Below are 19562 nucleotides of genomic sequence, written 5' to 3'. Positions count from 1 at the left end.
AGGCCGGGTGAGGCGCAGCCGCCACCCGGCATTTTCCACCGCCTCGAAAAACCCAATTTGAATCACATTTAAGGGTCGATCTTTGACCTCAACTTCTCTATAATCTTGCGACCCCACGTTACGAGAAGGTTTTTTTCCCGAAACTTTCTATGTGTCGGCATGTGCTATTCGAAGGGGTAGGTTTGCCGGACTTTGTCGTGTGAACCTCAACTGACTAAACGTTTGGGTGTTCACCAACGTGTAACTTATTATTTGGGTAAGCTTTTAATGAAAACTTTTACAGCTAAACCAGAAACCGTACAGCGCGACTGGTATGTTGTTGACGCGACCGGTAAAACTCTGGGCCGTCTGGCTACTGAACTGGCTCGTCGCCTGCGCGGTAAGCACAAAGCGGAATACACTCCGCACGTTGATACCGGTGATTACATCATCGTTCTGAACGCTGACAAAGTTGCTGTTACCGGCAACAAGCGTACTGACAAAATGTACTACCACCACACCGGCCACATCGGTGGTATCAAAGAAGCGACCTTTGAAGAGATGATTGCCCGCCGTCCTGAGCGTGTGATTGAAATCGCGGTTAAAGGCATGCTGCCAAAAGGCCCGCTGGGTCGTGCTATGTTCCGTAAACTGAAAGTTTACGCAGGCAACGAGCACAACCACGCGGCACAGCAACCGCAAGTTCTTGACATCTAATCGGGATTATAGGCAATGGCTGAAAATCAATACTACGGCACTGGTCGCCGCAAAAGTTCCGCAGCTCGCGTTTTCATCAAACCGGGCAGTGGTAAAATCGTAATCAACCAGCGTTCTCTGGAACAGTACTTCGGTCGCGAAACTGCCCGCATGGTAGTTCGCCAGCCGCTGGAACTGGTTGATATGGTAGAAAAACTGGATCTGTACATCACCGTTAAAGGTGGTGGTATCTCCGGTCAGGCAGGTGCGATCCGTCACGGTATCACCCGCGCTCTGATGGAGTACGACGAATCCCTGCGTTCTGAACTGCGTAAAGCTGGCTTCGTTACTCGTGACGCGCGTCAGGTTGAACGTAAGAAAGTGGGTCTGCGTAAAGCACGTCGTCGTCCACAGTTCTCCAAACGTTAATCCATTCTGCTTACGCAGAACGATTGGCGAAAAACCCGCTTCGGCGGGTTTTTTTATGGATAATGCGCAGGTTATCCACAATATCCATGCATATATCTTCTCTTTTTCCACATTTCCAGAATCCCCTCACCACAAAGCCATCAAAATCTGGTAAACTATCATCCAATTTTCTGCCCAAATATCGGTGAATACTCGATTTTTGTTCGATTCTTGAACAATGTGTCTTCTCTGGGATGGGCGATACAACATCTGGCTGGCCCCTGTTGGGCTGGTAGCAGTAAAAATTCTGAATATACCTGGAGGTTTTCATGGCTGTCGCTGCCAACAAACGTTCGGTAATGACGCTGTTTTCTGGTCCTACTGACATTTATAGCCATCAGGTTCGTATCGTGCTGGCCGAGAAGGGTGTCAGTTTTGAGATCGAGCATGTGGAAAAGGATAACCCGCCTCAGGATCTGATCGATCTCAACCCGAGCCAAAGCGTACCGACGCTGGTGGATCGCGAGCTGACCCTGTGGGAATCCCGTATCATTATGGAATACCTGGATGAGCGTTTCCCGCATCCGCCGCTGATGCCTGTTTACCCTGTTGCGCGTGGTGAAAGCCGCCTGTACATGCAGCGTATCGAGAAAGACTGGTATTCGCTGATGAACGTGATCACCAGCGGATCCGCTGCGGAAGCCGACGCTGCGCGTAAGCAACTGCGTGAAGAGCTGCTGGCAATCGCCCCGGTGTTTGGTCAGAAACCGTTCTTCCTGAGCGATGAATTCAGCCTGGTGGATTGCTACCTGGCACCGCTGCTGTGGCGTCTGCCAATCCTGGGCGTAGAGTTCAGCGGTCCTGGCGCGAAAGAGCTGAAGGGCTACATGACTCGCGTCTTTGAGCGCGACTCTTTCCTGGCATCTTTAACTGAACCGGAACGTGAAATGCGTCTCGGCCGAGGCTAATGACTGTGGAAATGTCACAACTTACCCCACGCCGTCCGTATCTGCTGCGCGCCTTCTATGAATGGCTGCTGGATAACCAGCTCACGCCGCACCTGGTTGTGGATGTGACGTTGCCGGGCGTGCTGGTTCCAATGGAATACGCACGTGACGGACAGATTGTACTGAACATCGCCCCGCGCGCGGTGGGTAACCTGGAGTTGGCAAACGATGAGGTGCGCTTCAACGCGCGTTTCGGCGGCGTACCGCGCCAGGTTTCCGTACCGCTGGCTGCTGTGCTGGCTATCTACGCGCGTGAAAACGGTGCGGGTACCATGTTCGAGCCGGAAGCGGCATATGATGAAGACGTTGCCAGCCTGAATGATGACAATGCATCTGATGAGCGTGAAAGCGACACGGTGATGTCAATTATCGATGGCGACAAACCCGATCATCAAGATGACAATGACCCTGATGACGATCCGCCTCCGCGCGGTGGTCGCCCAGCGCTACGCGTTGTGAAATAAATCCGCTTGCGCCGTTTGTAAAAAGCCAGTGATATCACTGGCTTTTTTTATTTCTGTATCAATCTACCGTTGTAATATTTTTAAATAAGCATTGTTTATATCTCTTGTTTCTTCATTGCTTGATTAATAATTAAATAGATTTATAAACCCCATGAATAAGTGAGGTGTGAACTAATATCAAAACGATGAGAAAAGTAAAGAGGAATTCTGAGTAATATTATTTTTTTGATGTTGATCTCTTTTTTGATTGGGTAATTCCTTAATAAAATAAGGAAAAAATCATTTTGTGGTTATCCTTAATAGAATAGTTAATTTTGCTAAATTGCATGTATTTATAAAAACAATACTATGTGCACATGCTGACAAGCATGACGACAATCAGTAACTGGTAAAGGTATTTATCATTACTGGGTTAAATATTGCAATTACTCATATGTTAAGGATTAACAAGTGAAAAAAGTTTTACTCGCTACTGCGCTTTCTCTGTGTGTGACTTCAGCATTTGCTGCAGACCCTTCAGCTGTACTGAAGGTTAAAGGTACGCTGACGAATGCAGCATGTACGCCAGTATTAAGCAACGGCGGTACTGTTGACTACGGTACAATTAATTTGGGCAGTCTGAACGCTTCTGCTGTCAACCAGTTGGGACAGAAGAATATCGATTTGACCATTAACTGCACCGCAGCAACAAAAGTGTCCTGGAATATGGTTGACGATCGCGCTGATACTAACGCGGGTCTGACCGTAGAAAACGGTATGTTTGGTGGTGGTATTATTAAAGGCGCTAGCCAAACTTACGGTGTGGGCAAAACCGCGGGTGGCGTTAACATTGGCTCTTACGCTCTGCTAGTTAAAGTAGACAGCGTAACGGCTGATGGTGCTGCGGTAGATCCAATCTATCAGCAGAACGCGACGGGTACCTGGACCAAATCCACCAACGGTTCTTCTCAGGGCAGCCATATTCGTGACTTCACCGTTGCGTCTGCAGGTTCTCTGGATCCGCTGGCCTTCCAGACCGCGACCTTCCCGCTGGCAACTTCACTGGCTCTTCAGGACACCACAACTCTGGCGATTACGGACGATACTCAGCTTGACGGTCAGTTGACCATCAGCCTGCGTTATCTGTAAGACTTTATTGAGTAAAAGTAATTTTAAAATAATCCAGAGAGTGAATGTTCTGCATTTACTCTCTTTTTAACAGCACGATAAACATGGAATGTTCTGTTGGGCTATCAAGGAGATAATATTATGCAATGCATAAGGTCGAATATATTTAAAACACTTTTTACTGTCGCTTTATTTTCCGCCAATTTTGCGGTGCATGCAGAAGGTATGGTGCCAGAAACCAGCCTGCTAATTATTGATGAAGCCACACACAGCGGTACCATTAACGTAAAAAATACGGATTCACACCCATCCTTATTATATACGAACGTTGTAGACCTGCCGGACGACCAGGGGCTTAAGTTGATCGTCACGCAGCCTGTGGTTCGCCTTGAGCCGGGCCAAACGCAGCAGCTTCGTTTTATTTTGCAAAGCAAGCAGCCGCTGGATGTTGAGCATTTAAAACGCGTCACATTTGACGGTATTCCACCAAAAAATGACGATAAAAAAATTAAAATTGGCATTAATATTCGCCAGGATATTCCAGTGCTAATACGCCCGGCTACGCTGGGGGTCGTGACGGATGCGTGGAAATACCTCAAATGGTCTACGGTCGGATCTTCTGTAAAAGTAACCAACCCAAGTAAGTACGTTGTTCGTCTGGCACAAAAAGTCGTATTACAACCTTCAGGCGCAAACGCCACGCTTTCCAAAACTTACCTTCTGCCAGGTGAGACGATGACGGCTGCGTTGAACAAAACGAGCAGCGGTGATATCCACGTTAAATTTTTCCCGGCCAGCCGTTATGGCATTGAAGTGCCGAGTTTTACCTCAGAATTAAATAAATAATATAGGGATCAAACGGTGAATAAAAAAAGCCGTATTGCACTTTGTGTCCGCGCAGTTCTCTGCGGCACCTTGCCTCTGATGATGTTTGACTCCGCCTCCGTACTCGCAAGGGAAGTGACGTTTGATACGGGGGTAATGAAAACGCTGGGGTTATCGAGCGACTTGAACCATTATTTCGCTGAAGCACCGCGTTTTCTGCCCGGAACCCATTCCGTGAACGTTAAAGTGAATGGTGATGATCGCGGAATGGCCGCCGTCCGTTTCAATAAGGACGGCGTGCTGTGTTTTGATAACGATCTGCTTGATTTCGCAGGCCTCATGCCAGTCCCCCTGAAGGCAGGCGAGGCGTGCCACAACATCCGCGACGACTACCCGAAAGCGGTAATCAACGCGTTGCCAAACCAGGAAGCCGTTGAGTTGTATCTGCCGCCTGAAGCGGTAAACAGCCTGTCGTCGGATATCCGAAACTTCCAGCACGGCGGTGCCGCCGGGATGCTCAACTATTCGCTTTTCAGCACCCGTAACGAATATGGCGGTAGCGACAAAACCCGCTATTCGCAGGCCAATCTGGAAGCGGGTTTTAACGCATTTGACTGGTCGCTTCGCAGTAATTACATCCTGACGGATGACAATGGCAAGAAAAATGCCGACAGCATTTACACCTACGCAGAGCATGTTTTTGTCCCGCAGAAGTTAACCATGCAGGTCGGTGAAATTAATGCCATGTCTAATGTGCTGAGCGGCATACCCATTACCGGTATCCAGCTTATGCCGACTAGTGGGCTGACAAAAGACGGCAGCGGCGTCAGCGTGTCAGGCATTGCCCGTTCCTCCCAGGCTCGCGTGGAGATTCGCCAGAACAATCAGCTGATCTTCAGTACGCTCGTGCCCGCGGGACCATTTACGCTGGATGACGTGCCGGTTGCGCGTAACAACGTCGATTTAGACGTTTCCGTCGTAGAGTCGGACGGCTCCACGAATCACTTTATTGTTCCTGCTGCCGCAGTGAAGCAGCGAAATCTTTCTCGCCCGCAGGGGCTTACCGTGTCTGCCGGTCAGGTACGCAGCATCGATAGCGACTACAGCGATCCGCTGGTGATGAACGTTTCCGACGGCTGGCGCATTTTCCCGTGGATGAACCTTCTGGCCTCCGGTACTGCCGCTCAAGATTACCAGGCAGCTGGCGGTCGTACCGATTTTCTTATCAGCGATCTTTGGTCTGTTTCCACGACGGTTGCGGCAAGCAAAGAGTCGTTTGGTGACAGCAACAGTGGACTTAAAACCGAGCTAGGAAGCGATCTTACGCTTTCCTCTCATGTATCGCTTTCCACCAGCGCGACGCACTACAGCGGCGGCTACCGTGAGATGGCAGAAGCGATGGACGATGACTATCAGGGGTACGATAACGCCTACTCCGGCAGCATACGTTTCTCATCCGGTCTGGCAGGCGTTTTCTCAGCAGGCTTCAACTATAACCAGAGCAGCGGGAACTCTGAGGATTCCCGCTATCTGCTTCTGTCGTGGGGTAAGACATTTAAATATGCCAGCGTTACCGCCAACTGGCAAAGCGCTGTGGGCAACGTCGATGACGACCAGGATGATGAAATGCTGTACATCAACGTCAGCATTCCGCTGAGTCCGGGGCAGTCTGTCAGCACTTACATGCGCAAGCAGGGCGACAATACCACTTACGGTGTGGCCAACAGCGGTTCGCTGGGCGAAAACACACACTACTATATCGCCGCCGATCGTGACCAGTCGTCCAGCGATAATAGCTTCAACGGTAACCTTAACACCAACCTGCATTATACCCAGCTGAGCGTGGGTGGTGGCAGCAACGGTGATCACCAGCGTAACTATAACGCCACCCTGGCGGGCGGCATCGCTATGCACAAAAATGGCGTGACGTTCTCGCCGTATGCGATTCGCGATACCTTTGCGATTGCCAGACTGAGCGAGAAGAAAAGCGGGGTAGAAATCGCTACGCCACAGGGTACGGTCTGGACCGATGCCTGGGGACAGGCGGTTGTACCTTCGCTAAACGAGTGGCGCAATTCGCGTATAGAAGTGGATGCCAACAAACTGCCGCAGAATATGACGCTGGCAAACGGCACCCGATATATCGCCGCAGGTCACGCTTCAGTCAGCGAGCTTGATTTCAAGGTGCTGAACAGCCGACGTGTGATGCTGCGTATGAAGCAAACCGATGGTCAGCCGCTGAGAAAAGGGCTGGCAATCGTGGATGAGAAGGACAACTACATTGTGACGGTCGTTGATGATGGTCATGTCTTTATCAACGATGCGGATCAGTTACCGGCGCTGTACGCCATGGACGCCAACAACAATCGTTTGTGCAAACTCGATTTCGCTCTTCCTGAGAAACGCAATGAAGACGCCTTCTATGAAGAAGTAAACGGAGTATGCCGATGAATTATCAACAAACAGTAGGATTAACAGCGCTGGGGATACTTTTCTTCGTGGCGACTGCAAATGCGGAAGATTGCCAAATATCGCTTTCGCAGCCGGTGGTGGATTACCATGAAATGCGTCGAGATAATATCGATAAAACCCAGCAGAACTGGCACAAAATGGCGGACCGTACCCTCAACGTTAATGTTTACTGTCCGCAGCCGCAGCAAATGGCGGTGTTGTTACAGGGGACGGCAGGCGATAAAGGGCGCTTCACATTCGGCCAGTCTGGCGGGATGGCGGTTAAAATCGATGATATGACCATCGACGGTAAAAATTACACCGTCGGCAAAACGGTCGATCAGCTCGGTTTTACTCCGCAAAGCGGCACGCCTTCGCCGTTTTATGTGCGTAATAATGAAGCGGTTATTGCGGTTGATAATAATCAGGTGCCTTCAGGCCAGCAGATGAATTTCCGGGTCACGCTATCACCTGTGCTGGATGACAATGCGTTTAGCCGCATCACCGATCAAACCGTACTGGAAAGTGACTTAACCTGGACTCTGCTGACGAGGTAGCATTTCGGGGAGTAAAAAATAGCTCTTCATTATTTCTATCGCCAATGAAATGCCTGTTTTTTTCTTGCAGCTGACTCAAGCATTGATAGGCTGGCAACCTTCATGCTGAAATATCTGAAATTTTTTTGATTACGCTGTAGGTAACAAAGGGAATAAACCGGAAGGTTTATTCCCTTTTTTCTTACACTTCCAGGTAGTTCAGTATCCCGTCAGCCGCTTTGCGCCCTTCGGCAATCGCCGTCACCACCAGGTCGGAACCGCGAACGATATCGCCACCGGCGAAGATTTTCGGGTTGCTGGTCTGGAAGGCATTATCGCTGCCTTCTGGCGCAATAATACGGCCCTGCGAGTCCAGCTCAACGCTGTGCTTCGCCAGCCATTCCATGCTGTGAGGGCGGAAACCGAACGCCATCACCACGGCGTCAGCGGGGATCACGTGCTCGGAGCCTGCCACGATTTCCGCGCGACGACGGCCTTTCGCATCCGGGGCACCCATCTCAGTGCGCGCCATCTTCACGCCGCTCACTTTACCGTTGGCATTCACTTCAATACCCAGAGGCTGGATGTTGAACTGGAATTCTACGCCCTCTTCACGTGCGTTTTTCACTTCACGCTTAGAGCCCGGCATGTTCTCTTCGTCACGACGGTAGGCGCAGATCACGTGTGCCGCATTCTGACGAATGGAGGTACGCACGCAGTCCATCGCGGTATCACCGCCGCCCAGCACCACCACGCGTTTGCCTTCCATGCTGACGAAAGGCTCATCGGCGGTTTCGCCGTAGCCCATGATCTGCTTGGTGTTGGCAATCAGGAACGGCAGCGCGTCGTACACGCCCGGCGCGTCTTCGTTCTCCAGACCGCCGCGCATGGACTGATAGGTGCCCACGCCCAGGAACACGGCGTCGTAATCCTTCAGCAGGTCGTCGAGCTGCACGTCGCGGCCCACTTCTGTGTTCAGTTTGAACTCAATGCCCATGCCGGTGAAGATTTCGCGGCGACGGGTCATGACCTCTTTTTCCAGCTTGAAGGCCGGGATACCGAAGGTCAGCAGGCCGCCGATCTCCGGATGACGGTCAAAGACCACCGCCTTCACGCCGTTGCGGGTCAGCACGTCCGCACAGGCCAGGCCCGCCGGGCCCGCGCCGATGATCGCCACGCGCTTTTCGGTTTGCTTCACGCCGGTCATGTCCGGACGCCAGCCCATCTCAAACGCTTTATCATTGATATAGCGCTCGATGTTGCCGATGGTCACCGCGCCAAACTCGTCGTTTAGCGTACAGGAACCTTCGCACAGACGATCCTGAGGACACACGCGGCCGCACACTTCCGGCAGGGTGTTTGTCTGGTGAGAGAGTTCGGCGGCTTCAAAAATACGTCCTTCGTTGGCCAGCTTCAGCCAGTTCGGGATGTAGTTGTGTACCGGACATTTCCATTCGCAGTAAGGGTTACCGCAGGACAGGCAGCGGTCTGCCTGTGCTTTGGCCTGGCCTTCTGAAAACGGCTCGTAGATTTCAACAAATTCAATTTTGCGGATCTTCAGCGGTTTCTTTGGCGGATCAACACGCTGCAGGTCGATAAACTGGTATACGTTCTGGCTCATCTGAATTCCTTACTGCGCCTGCACGCGCAGCTCTGCTGCGCTACGACTACGGTGACCCAACAGGGCTTTAACATCGCTGGACTTCGGCTTAACCAGCGCGAATTTCGCAGAGAACGCCGGCCAGTTCGCCAGGATCTCTTCGCCGCGCGAAGAACCGGTATGCTGCACGTGTTCGGTAATCAAACCGCGCAGGTGTTCTTCGTGAATGGCCAGCGTGTCAACGTCCAGCACTTCTACCAGTTCAGGGTTCACGCGTTTACGGAACTCACCGTCTTCATCCAGGACGTAGGCAAAACCGCCCGTCATGCCTGCGCCGAAGTTCACGCCGGTTTTACCCAGAACGCAAACAATCCCGCCCGTCATGTATTCACAACCGTTATCGCCAATGCCTTCCACCACGGTGATAGCACCGGAGTTACGCACCGCAAAACGCTCGCCCGCACGGCCCGCGGCAAACAGACGACCGCCGGTTGCGCCGTACAGGCAGGTGTTACCGATAATGCTGGCTTCATGGCTGCGGAAGGCTGAGCCGACCGGAGGACGTACCGCCAGAAGACCGCCCGCCATGCCTTTACCGACGTAGTCGTTGGCATCGCCGGTCAGGTACAGCTCAACGCCGCCTGCGTTCCACACGCCGAAGCTCTGACCCGCAGTACCGCTGAAGTGTGCGGTAATCGGATCGGCTGCCAGCCCTTGGTCACCGTGCGTCTGCGCGATGTAGCCGGAGAGGGAGGCACCCACGGAACGGTCGGTGTTGCGGATATCAAACCAGAACGTTTTGCTCTGCTTGTCGTCCACATACGGTTTCGCCTGCTGCAGCAGCTGCGCGTTCAGCACGCCGTTGTCGAACGGCGGGTTGTTCTCGGTGCAGTAGACCGCTTTGCCAGGATGCGGCTGCGCGGTTTCCAGCAGCTTAGACAGCTCGAGCTTCTGCTGCTTCGCCGTGAAGCCTTCCAGCTCTTTCAGCAGGTCGGTACGGCCAATCAGGTCTACCAGGCGCTTCACGCCCAGCTGCGCCATCAGCTCGCGGGTTTCACGGGCGATGAAGTCAAAGTAGTTGGTCACTTTGAACGGCAGACCGTGATAGTGATTCTTACGCAGCTTCTCGTCCTGGGTTGCAACGCCGGTTGCGCAGTTGTTCAGGTGGCAAATACGCAGGTATTTACAGCCGAGCGCAACCATTGGGCCGGTACCGAAGCCGAAGCTTTCCGCACCCAGAATCGCCGCCTTGATGATGTCGAGGCCGGTTTTCAGGCCACCGTCCACCTGCAGACGGATCTTGTGACGCAGACCGTTAGCCACCAGCGCCTGCTGGGTTTCCACCAGGCCAAGTTCCCACGGGCAGCCCGCATATTTCACGGAGGAGAGCGGGCTTGCGCCGGTACCACCGTCATAACCGGCGATGGTGATAAGGTCCGCATAGGCCTTCGCCACGCCGGTGGCAATGGTGCCGACGCCCGGTTCGGAAACCAGCTTCACGGAGATCATCGCTTTCGGGTTGACCTGCTTCAGGTCGAAAATCAGCTGCGCCAGATCCTCGATAGAGTAGATATCGTGGTGCGGCGGCGGGGAGATCAGCGTCACGCCCGGTACCGAGTAGCGCAGTTTGGCGATGTACGGGGTAACTTTATCACCCGGCAGCTGACCGCCTTCGCCCGGTTTCGCACCCTGAGCGACTTTAATCTGAATCACGTCGGCGTTGACCAGGTACGCTGGCGTCACGCCAAAGCGGCCGGATGCCACCTGCTTGATACGGGACACCTTGTTGGTGCCGTAACGGGCAGGATCTTCACCGCCTTCGCCGGAGTTAGAGTTGCCACCGATGCTGTTCATGGCTTCCGCCAGCGCCTCGTGGGCTTCCGGGCTCAGCGCGCCGATGGACATCGCCGCGGTATCGAAGCGTTTGAACAGTTCGGATGCCGGTTCGACTTCGTCAATGCTGACCGCTTCATCACCCGGATTCAGGGCAATGAGGTCGCGCAGCGTCGCCGCCGGACGGTTGTTCACCAGCTCAGCGTACTGCTGATAATCACGGTATTCTCCGCTCTGAACCGCCTGCTGCAGCGTGCGCACCACGTCAGGGTTGTAGGCATGATACTCGCCGCCGTGAACGTATTTCAGCAGACCGCCCTGATCCAGCGGCTTACGTGCCAGCCAGGCGCGCTTGGACAGGTTCACCAGATCCTGCTGGAAGTCAGCAAAACCGGCGCCGCCGATGCGGCTGACCACGCCCTGGAAGCAAAGGTTGGCGACCTCATCATGCAGGCCGACCGCTTCAAACAGCTTCGAGCAGCGGTAGGAGGCAATGGTCGAGATGCCCATTTTGGACATGATCTTGTACAGACCTTTGTTGATGCCGTTACGGTAGTTCAGCATCACCGCGCGGTAATCTTTGTCGATCGCGCGAGTATCCACCAGACGGGCCAGCGTTTCATAGGCCAGGTACGGATAGATCGCCGTCGCGCCAAAGCCTAACAGCACGGCAAAGTGGTGCGGGTCGCGCGCGCTGGCGGTTTCAACAATGATGTTGGCGTCGCAGCGCAGGCTCTTATCCACCAGACGCGTCTGGATAGCGCCCACCGCCATTGGTGCAGGCACCGGCAGACGGTTTTTCGCGATGTTGCGGTCGGACAATACCAGCAGCACGGTACCGTTACGTACCATCTGTTCGGCTTTGTCGCACAGCGCATTCACCGTCTCTTCGAGGCTCGCGTCGTTCACGTCGAAGGTAATATCGAGCGTGTCGGCGCGGTAGTGCTCCTCTTTCATGGTGGTGAGCTGTTTGAAATCGGAGTACAGCAGGATCGGCGATTTAAAGGTCAGACGGTGCGCCTGGCCTTCGGCCTCGCAGAAGACGTTCATCTCGCGACCGATGCTGGTGGCCAGCGACATCACGTGGGCTTCACGCAGCGGATCGATTGGCGGGTTGGTGACCTGCGCAAACTGCTGGCGGAAGTAGTCGTAAATGATGCGCGGCTGGCTGGAGAGCACGGCAAACGGGGTATCGTCACCCATCGAGCCGACCGCTTCCTGGCCGTTCTCACCGAGCACGCGGATGACGGAGTCCAGCTCTTCCGCGCTGTAGTTAAACTGCTTCTGGTAGCTGGCGAGGGTGTCATCGTCCAGCTCGCGGCTGCCCACTTCTTCATCCGATAGATCTTCAAACGGCACCAGACGACGCACGTTTTTCTCCATCCACTCTTTGTACGGATGGCGGCTCTTCAGATCGTTGTCGGTTTCGGCGGAGTGCAGGATGCGTCCACTGCGGGTGTCGATCACCATCAGCTCGCCCGGACCGACGCGGCCTTTCTCGACCACTTCGTCAGGCTGGTAATCCCAGATGCCGACTTCAGAGGCGCAGGTGATGAGCTTATCTTTGGTGATGACGTAGCGCGCCGGACGCAGGCCGTTACGGTCCAGGTTACACGCAGCGAAACGACCGTCGGACATGACGATGCCCGCCGGGCCGTCCCACGGCTCCATGTGCATGGAGTTAAAGTCGAAGAACGCGCGCAGCTCAGGGTCCATATCCGGGTTGTTCTGCCAGGCCGGCGGCACGAGCAGACGCATGGCGCGCACGATATCCATCCCGCCCGCCAGCAGCAGTTCCAGCATGTTATCCATCGAGCTGGAGTCCGAGCCGGTTTCGTTCACGAACGGCGCGGCATCGTGCAGGTCAGGGATCAATGGCGTCTGGAACTTGTAGGTACGGGCGCGGGCCCACTGGCGGTTACCGGTGATGGTGTTGATCTCACCGTTGTGTGCCAGGTAGCGGAACGGCTGCGCCAGCGGCCAGCGTGGAACGGTGTTGGTGGAGAAGCGCTGGTGGAACAGGCAAATGGCCGATTCCAGACGCAGGTCCGCCAGGTCCAGGTAGAAGCGCGGCAGGTCAGCCGGCATACACAGACCTTTATAGATGTTCACCAGGTTAGAGAGGCTACAGACGTAGAACTCTTTATCGTCCTGGAGACGTTTTTCAATGCGGCGGCGGGCAATAAACAGACGGCGTTCCATATCACGCGGACGCCAGCCCGCAGGCGCGTTGACGAAAATCTGTTCAATACGAGGCAGCGAGGAGAGGGCGATTTCACCGAGCACCCCTTCGTTGGTTGGCACATCGCGCCAGCCGACAATCGACAGGGTTTCACGCTGAAGTTCTTCTTCGACGATGCGGCGTGAGGCGGCAGCCTTTTCAGGATCCTGGTTCAGGAACAGCATGCCGACAGCGTAGTTTTTGGCTAAACGCCAGCCGCGCTCTTCCGCCACGATGCGGAAGAAACGATCCGGTTTTTGCAGCAGCAGGCCGCAACCGTCGCCAGTTTTACCATCGGCAAGGATGGCGCCACGGTGCTGCATACGGGCCAGTGCGTGAATAGCGGTACGCACCACCTTGTGGCTAGGTTCGCCTTCTATGTGGGCGATCAGGCCGAAACCACAGTTATCCTTCTCAAGGGATTTATCGTACAACATATCAGTGAACCTCCCCAGGCTCGTCGGGCTTCCCACTGAACTTTACCGTGGCGCACAGGCACAGAAAGAGCATGGCGACGGGGTTTGCGTTTCATACGCGGACCTCGCATTCGCCCTCTTTTTCATCCTTTCGCGCAGGTAAACAAGTTTGAGGACTTGCTTCAGAGGGAATCTCAATTACTGCATAAATATGATGAGCAGGCCGCTCATCCAGAAAGCTTCCAGCGGATTTCCAACTTATCGGGAATTGGTACACAGGTCAAATGGCAATCTTATTTATACAAAAATGTGCTAAAGAGAGTTTATCTGTTTGTATTTTAAGGTTATTTAACTAATTTTACATTGAATGAATGCCCTGAAAGAGCGCAGCGGAGTGTGATCTGACTCACTATATGAAAGCGGTATTATCCATGTAGCGTGCTGAATAGCGGTTTTATAGCAGAACAATAATCTGGCATTGGCCGCAAACCCGCATAAACACACTGTTTTTCAGTGATGGCGCTATAAATGAAAAAAACAATCAGAACATAAGGAAAAGTAATCACATGCGGCGTGAATGAAATTGCAGTAATCCTGAGTATTTATTCATATAGATAAAGGCCGTCCAGGGCGATTGATCCAGGTCATCGCCGACAGAGGCTAAAAATGGCAGGCTTGTCCCCTTTCTCCGGGACGGTCTATCAGATTATGCAGTTACAGAAATTAGTCAATATGTTTGGTGGGGATCTTTTGCAGCGCTACGGGCAAAAGGTTCATAAGCTGACGCTGCACGGCGGGTTTAGCTGCCCGAATCGCGACGGCACCATCGGGCGCGGGGGCTGCACCTTCTGTAACGTTGCGTCGTTTGCCGATGAAGCGCAGCAACATAACTCTATCGCTGAACAGCTTGCTCATCAGGCCAGCCTGGTGAACCGTGCGAAGCAGTATCTGGCCTATTTTCAGGCTTACACAAGCACGTGGGCGGAGGTGCAGGTATTGCGATCGATGTATCAGCAGGCCGTCAGCCAGGCCAACATCGTTGGGCTGTGCGTGGGAACCCGCCCGGACTGCGTACCGGACGCGGTGCTGGACCTGCTCAGCGAGTACAAAGAACAAGGCTACGAGATCTGGCTGGAGCTGGGCTTGCAAACGGCACATGATAAAACACTGCACCGTATCAACCGTGGCCATGATTTCGCCTGCTACCAGCGCACCACGCGGCTGGCACGCGAGCGCGGGCTGAAGGTCTGTTCACATCTGATTGTCGGTCTGCCCGGTGAAGGTCAACAGCATGGCCTTGAAACCCTGGAAAAAGTCGTTGAAACCGGCGTGGACGGCATCAAGCTTCATCCGCTGCATATCGTGAAGGGCAGCATTATGGCGAAAGCCTGGGAGGCCGGGCGGTTAAGCGGTATCGAGCTTGAGGACTATACGGTGACGGCGGGGGAGATGATTCGCCACACGCCAGCGGAGATTGTCTACCACCGCATCTCGGCCAGCGCCCGCCGTCCAACGCTTCTGGCACCGCTGTGGTGTGAGAACCGCTGGACGGGGATGGTGGAAATTGACCGCTACCTGCAGGAGAACGGCGTACAGGGTTCGGCGCTGGGCCGCCCGTGGGTTCCGCGTCTAGCGGCGACGGCCGCCTAACAAACTCCCCAGCATGCCGCGTACGATCTGATTGGTGACCTGTCGCGCGGCGCTTTTCGCCATGGTCTGCACTACGCCGTCGCGTTTGCCGCCGCGCGGCCCGGTGCTGCCGAACAGGATGTCTTTGAGTCCACCAAGAATGCCGTCATCCACGGCGACAGACTGCCCTTTAGCGGCAGGCGCATCCTGCGATTCCGTTGTCGCCTGGACTCCTTTTTGCAGCATCTCGAACGCAGATTCGCGATCCACCTCGTCTTCGTACTTCCCGTAAACCGGTGAGTGGTTAATCAGGCCGTTGCGTTCATCGTCGGTCACCGGCCCCATGCGCGAGCAAGGCGCAATGACCATGGCGCGTTCCACCACGGACGGGCTGCCCTTCGCATCCAGGAACGAGATCAGCGCTTCACCGGTGCCCAGCGCCTGAATGGCGGCTTCGGTATCAAAGGCCGGATTGGCGCGCATGGTTTGCGCGGCGGCTTTTACCGCTTTTTGATCTTTCGGCGTGAAGGCGCGCAGGGCGTGCTGTACGCGGTTACCGAGTTGTCCCAGTACGTTATCGGGGATATCCGACGGGTTTTGCGAGACAAACCAGACGCCGACGCCTTTGGAGCGGATCAGGCGGATAACCTGCTCGATCTTGTCCAGCAGCACCTGCGGTGCATCGTTAAACAGCAGGTGCGCTTCATCAAAGAAGAACACCAGCTTCGGCTTCTCAAGGTCGCCCGCCTCTGGCAGCTGTTCGTAAAGTTCAGAGAGCATCCACAGCAGGCTGGCGGCGTAGAGTTTCGGCATCTGGTAGAGCTTCTCGGAGCTCAGGATGTTAATAATCCCTTTGCCGCTGCTGTCGGTGCGCATCCAGTCTTTGATCTCCAGCATCGGCTCGCCGAAGAAGTGCTCGGCACCCTGTTGCTCCAGCGTCAGTAGGCCACGCTGAATTGCGCCCACCGAGGCGCTGCTGATGTTGCCGTACTGGTTCTGGAAGGATTTGGCGTTATCGCCGATGTACTGCGTAATGGCGCGCAGATCTTTGAAATCAAGCAGCAGTAGTCCCTGGTCATCGGCAATACGGAAGATGATATTCAACACGCCGGACTGCACGTCGTTGAGGTTAAGCAAACGGGCCAGCAGCAAGGGACCGAGATCGGAGACGGTGGCGCGCACCGGGTGGCCTTTTTCACCGAAGATGTCCCATACCACCACCGGGTTACCGTGCGGCGTCCAGTCCGTGATGCCGATATTCTTCAACCGTTCGAGCAGTTTTTCAGAGGCGGTCCCTTCCTGAGCCACACCGGTTAAATCGCCTTTTACGTCAGCCATAAAGACCGGTACGCCAATCTCTGAAAGCGACTCCGCCAGCTTTTGCAGGGTGACGGTTTTCCCCGTCCCGGTCGCGCCGGTGATCAGACCGTGGCGGTTCGCCATCGCGGGCAGTAAATAGAGCTCTTTTTCCAGCGTCCGGGCAATTAACAATGGTGTACTCATGATGCGCTTCCTCTCGTAGTCCTGGGTGGAGTATAGGCAACCTGACGGTAAAACGGCTGAGTAAATTGCTGACTTTGCGGCGCATTATCCAGCGCGGACTATGCTTTTGCATACGGTTCACAAAATAGTGGGAAACTATGTCCAGATTCTTCTTTAACGATCGCAAACAGCTGGTCAACGATGCCATTGAAGGCATACTGCTCTCTGCGCCACATGCCAATCTCGTCAAGCTTGATATCGATCCGGCCATCAGGATCGTCGCGCGCGGCGACTGGGATAAAAGCCGCGTGGCGGTAATTTCCGGCGGTGGCTCAGGCCATGAACCCGCACACGCCGGGTTTGTTGGCAAAGGGATGCTGACGGCGGCTGTGTGTGGCGATCTTTTTGCCTCGCCGAGCGTGGATGCGGTACTGAATGCCATCGTCGCGGTCACGGGCGATCGCGGCTGTCTGCTGATCGTCAAAAACTACACCGGCGACCGCCTGAACTTCGGCCTGGCCGCTGAAAAGGCCAAACGCTACGGCCTGAAGGTGGAGATGGTGATTGTGGCGGACGATATCGCGCTGCCGGATAATAAGCAGCCGCGCGGTATTGCCGGTACGGCACTGGTGCACAAGATTGCGGGCTATGCGGCGGAGCAGGGGAAATCGCTGAGCGAGGTACGGGATATTGCGCAACAGGCCTGCGATAACCTCTGGAGCCTGGGCGTAGCGATGCAAACCTGCAACCTGCCGGGCAGCGACGATGAAGAGGGGCGCATTAAACAAGGCCATGTCGAGCTGGGCCTGGGCATTCACGGCGAGCCCGGGGCTTCCGTGGTGGATACGCAAAACAGCAAAGCCATTATCGACACTCTGGTGACGCCGTTAAGCGCGCAGGCGGGTAAGGGGCGTTTTGCGGTGCTGATTAACAATCTTGGCGGCGTATCGGCGCTGGAGATGGCGCTGCTGACCAAAGAGCTGGCGCACTCGGCGCTGAAAGAGAATATCGCGTACCTGATTGGCCCTGCGCCACTGGTCAGCGCGCTGGATATGAAAGGCTTTTCTCTGACGCTGCTGAAGCTCAACGATTTCTTTGAAAAGGCGATTCACGCCGACGTCGAGACGCTGGGCTGGCAGAAGCCCGTGGCGTTTGCGCCACTGCGTACCGTGGCGCATAGCGCCATTCATGACCGTGTGGAGTATACCCCGTCTGACAATCCACAGGTGCGTGCGTTTGTCTCCTCCGTGTCGACAACGCTGCTCCAGCTCGAAAACCGCCTGAACGCGCTGGATGCTAAAGTGGGGGATGGCGATACCGGCTCTACCTTTGCGCAAGGGGCGCGGGATATTGCGCATCGCCTGGAGGGGAACGCGCTCCCGCTTAATGATGTGCCTAAGCTGCTGTTACTGGTTGGCGAGCGGCTGGCTACGGTGATGGGCGGGTCGAGCGGGGTGCTGATGTCGATCTTCTTTACCGCGGCCGGGCAAAAGCTGCACGATGGTCAGACGCTCCCGGAGGCCTTGCTCAGTGGACTTACGCAGATGAAGCAGTACGGCGGAGCGGATCTTGGCGATCGCACGCTGATCGATGCGCTGCAACCGGCGCTGGAGGCGTTACAGAAAGGCAATATTCAGGCGGCAGCGCAGGCCGCGCAGCAGGGCGCAGAAGCAACGTCGAAAATGGCGAAAGCCGGCGCGGGACGCTCGTCGTATGTCAATAAAGAGAACCTGGATGGGGTGATGGATCCGGGAGCGGTCGCGGTAGCGGAAGTATTTAACGTATTGGCGCAGCAGTGAAAGTAGGCCGGGTAAGGCGAAGCCGCCACCCGGCAAACTCACATCAGAAATCTGCTTTCAGCACCACGCGGTAGCGGGCTTTGCCGTCGCGCACGTGCTGGATCGCTTCGTTGATTTTTGACATCGGATACAGTTCGGTGGTCGGCGCCACTTTGGTGCGTCCGGCGAATTTCATCAGTTTGCGCAGCTCGTACGGCGTACCGGTTGCAGAACCGGAGATGCTGCGATCCCCACCGATCAGGGTAAACGCCGGAACCGGCAGCGGCTTCATTACCGCACCCACGGTGTGGAAGTTACCGCCGTAAGCCAGCGCTTCAAAGTACGGCTGCCAGTCGAGATCGACGTTCACGGTGTTGATGATCAGGTCAAACTGACCCGCCAGCGCGTTCAGCGCGTCCGGATCGCGGCTGTTCACCACTTTATCCGCCCCCATCGCCAGCACTTCTTTCTCTTTCGCCGGGTTCGAGCTGAACGCCGTGACTTCACAGCCCATCGCGTGCAGCAGCTTAATGGCAATATGCCCCAGTCCGCCGATACCGATGACGCCGACGCGGCTGGTGGCGGTGATATGGTGCATCAGCAGCGGCTTGAAGACGGTGATGCCGCCACACAGCAGCGGACCGGCGGATTCGATATCAATGCTGTCCGGCAGCGGGATAACCCATTGCCAGTCGGCGCGCAGTTTATCGGCAAAACCACCTTTGTTGAGAATGGTGGGAACGGCGCCTTCGAGGCAGTTGATTTGATTGCCGCTGATACAGGCATCGCAGTGACCGCAGCTGCGTGCCGTCCAGCCAATGCCCACGCGCTGGCCCACTTTGAGCCCTTTGTCCTGCGCGGCGCTACCGAGCGCCACGACGCGGCCAATAACTTCGTGCCCGGCAACCAGCGGATAGCTGGAGAAGCCCCATTCGTTGTCGATCATCGAGAGATCCGAGTGGCAGATCCCGCAGTAATCAACCTGTACTTCGACGTCTTCTGCTTTTAGTTCGCCCGCATCGTACTCGTACAGCTCAAGTTCTGCACCCGCCTGCGGTGCGGCGTAGCTTTTTATCTTCGACATCGTGTTTCCCCCGTTGTGGTGTGAACTGAGAGTGTAGAGCATTCAG

The 19562-nt window shown here is 55.0% G+C and carries 14 protein-coding genes; 10 read left to right on the top strand and 4 right to left on the bottom strand.

The features are described from left to right. Positions 1-267: 267 nt before the first annotated feature. The 8 genes from rplM (at position 268) to BFV67_RS19670 (ending at position 7494) form a co-directional block, all read left to right on the top strand. Positions 268-696, top strand: coding sequence for a 50S ribosomal protein L13 (gene rplM, locus BFV67_RS19715; protein ID WP_003860434.1), 429 nt, complete (start codon positions 268-270; stop codon positions 694-696). A 15-nt stretch (positions 697-711) separates the two neighbouring features. Continuing rightward, positions 712-1104 (top strand): 30S ribosomal protein S9, encoded by a 393-nt coding sequence (gene rpsI, locus BFV67_RS19710; RefSeq protein ID WP_003860436.1) that lies wholly within the window; start codon positions 712-714, stop codon positions 1102-1104. A 308-nt stretch (positions 1105-1412) separates the two neighbouring features. Continuing rightward, positions 1413-2051, top strand: coding sequence for a stringent starvation protein SspA (gene sspA / locus BFV67_RS19695; protein ID WP_008502830.1), 639 nt, complete (start codon positions 1413-1415; stop codon positions 2049-2051). A gap of 5 nt (positions 2052-2056) precedes the next feature. Then, positions 2057-2554: a ClpXP protease specificity-enhancing factor gene (sspB, locus tag BFV67_RS19690; RefSeq protein WP_025912562.1), complete on the top strand. Its 498-nt coding sequence runs from the start codon at positions 2057-2059 to the stop codon at positions 2552-2554. A gap of 450 nt (positions 2555-3004) precedes the next feature. Further along, on the top strand, positions 3005-3682 hold the full coding sequence (locus BFV67_RS19685) for a DUF1120 domain-containing protein (protein ID WP_008502828.1): 678 nt from the start codon (positions 3005-3007) through the stop codon (positions 3680-3682). A gap of 120 nt (positions 3683-3802) precedes the next feature. After that, on the top strand, positions 3803-4507 hold the full coding sequence (locus tag BFV67_RS19680; RefSeq protein ID WP_069598826.1) for a fimbria/pilus chaperone family protein: 705 nt from the start codon (positions 3803-3805) through the stop codon (positions 4505-4507). A gap of 78 nt (positions 4508-4585) precedes the next feature. Then, a complete protein-coding gene (locus BFV67_RS19675; RefSeq protein ID WP_418251748.1) occupies positions 4586-6937 on the top strand; it encodes a fimbrial biogenesis usher protein in 2352 nt (783 codons plus the stop codon). Further along, positions 6934-7494: a DUF1120 domain-containing protein gene (locus BFV67_RS19670; RefSeq protein WP_023294675.1), complete on the top strand. Its 561-nt coding sequence runs from the start codon at positions 6934-6936 to the stop codon at positions 7492-7494. Before BFV67_RS19675 ends, BFV67_RS19670 begins: the two co-directional genes overlap by 4 nt. Before the next feature lie 181 nt (positions 7495-7675). On the opposite strand, the gene gltD is transcribed toward BFV67_RS19670, so the two are convergent. Both gltD and gltB read right to left on the bottom strand, forming a co-directional pair. Further along, positions 7676-9094: a glutamate synthase subunit GltD gene (gltD, locus tag BFV67_RS19665; RefSeq protein ID WP_047746908.1), complete on the bottom strand. Its 1419-nt coding sequence runs from the start codon at positions 9092-9094 to the stop codon at positions 7676-7678. A gap of 9 nt (positions 9095-9103) precedes the next feature. Continuing rightward, positions 9104-13564, bottom strand: coding sequence for a glutamate synthase large subunit (gene gltB, locus BFV67_RS19660; protein WP_021242273.1), 4461 nt, complete (start codon positions 13562-13564; stop codon positions 9104-9106). Between the two features lie 687 nt (positions 13565-14251). Between gltB and mnmL the strand changes: the two genes are divergently transcribed. Next, the gene (gene mnmL, locus BFV67_RS19655; RefSeq protein ID WP_100245852.1) at positions 14252-15193 is read left to right on the top strand and encodes a tRNA modification radical SAM protein MnmL/YtqA; all 942 of its coding nucleotides are present in this window, start codon (positions 14252-14254) and stop codon (positions 15191-15193) included. Here mnmL and BFV67_RS19650 read toward each other — a convergent pair. Further along, positions 15173-16675 (bottom strand): helicase HerA-like C-terminal domain-containing protein, encoded by a 1503-nt coding sequence (locus BFV67_RS19650; protein WP_023344992.1) that lies wholly within the window; start codon positions 16673-16675, stop codon positions 15173-15175. The genes mnmL and BFV67_RS19650 overlap by 21 nt on opposite strands. Before the next feature lie 137 nt (positions 16676-16812). On the opposite strand from BFV67_RS19650, the gene BFV67_RS19645 reads away from it, so the two are divergent. After that, positions 16813-18453, top strand: coding sequence for a dihydroxyacetone kinase subunit DhaK (locus BFV67_RS19645; protein ID WP_069598824.1), 1641 nt, complete (start codon positions 16813-16815; stop codon positions 18451-18453). Between the two features lie 43 nt (positions 18454-18496). Here BFV67_RS19645 and ahr read toward each other — a convergent pair whose 3' ends face one another. Then, positions 18497-19516 (bottom strand): NADPH-dependent aldehyde reductase Ahr, encoded by a 1020-nt coding sequence (gene ahr, locus BFV67_RS19640; protein ID WP_008502818.1) that lies wholly within the window; start codon positions 19514-19516, stop codon positions 18497-18499. Positions 19517-19562: the final 46 nt, after the last annotated feature.

The organism is Enterobacter roggenkampii (assembly GCF_001729805.1).
In the GTDB taxonomy this organism is placed as follows: domain Bacteria; phylum Pseudomonadota; class Gammaproteobacteria; order Enterobacterales; family Enterobacteriaceae; genus Enterobacter; species Enterobacter roggenkampii.
This window is presented reverse-complemented; position numbering and strand designations above follow the sequence as displayed.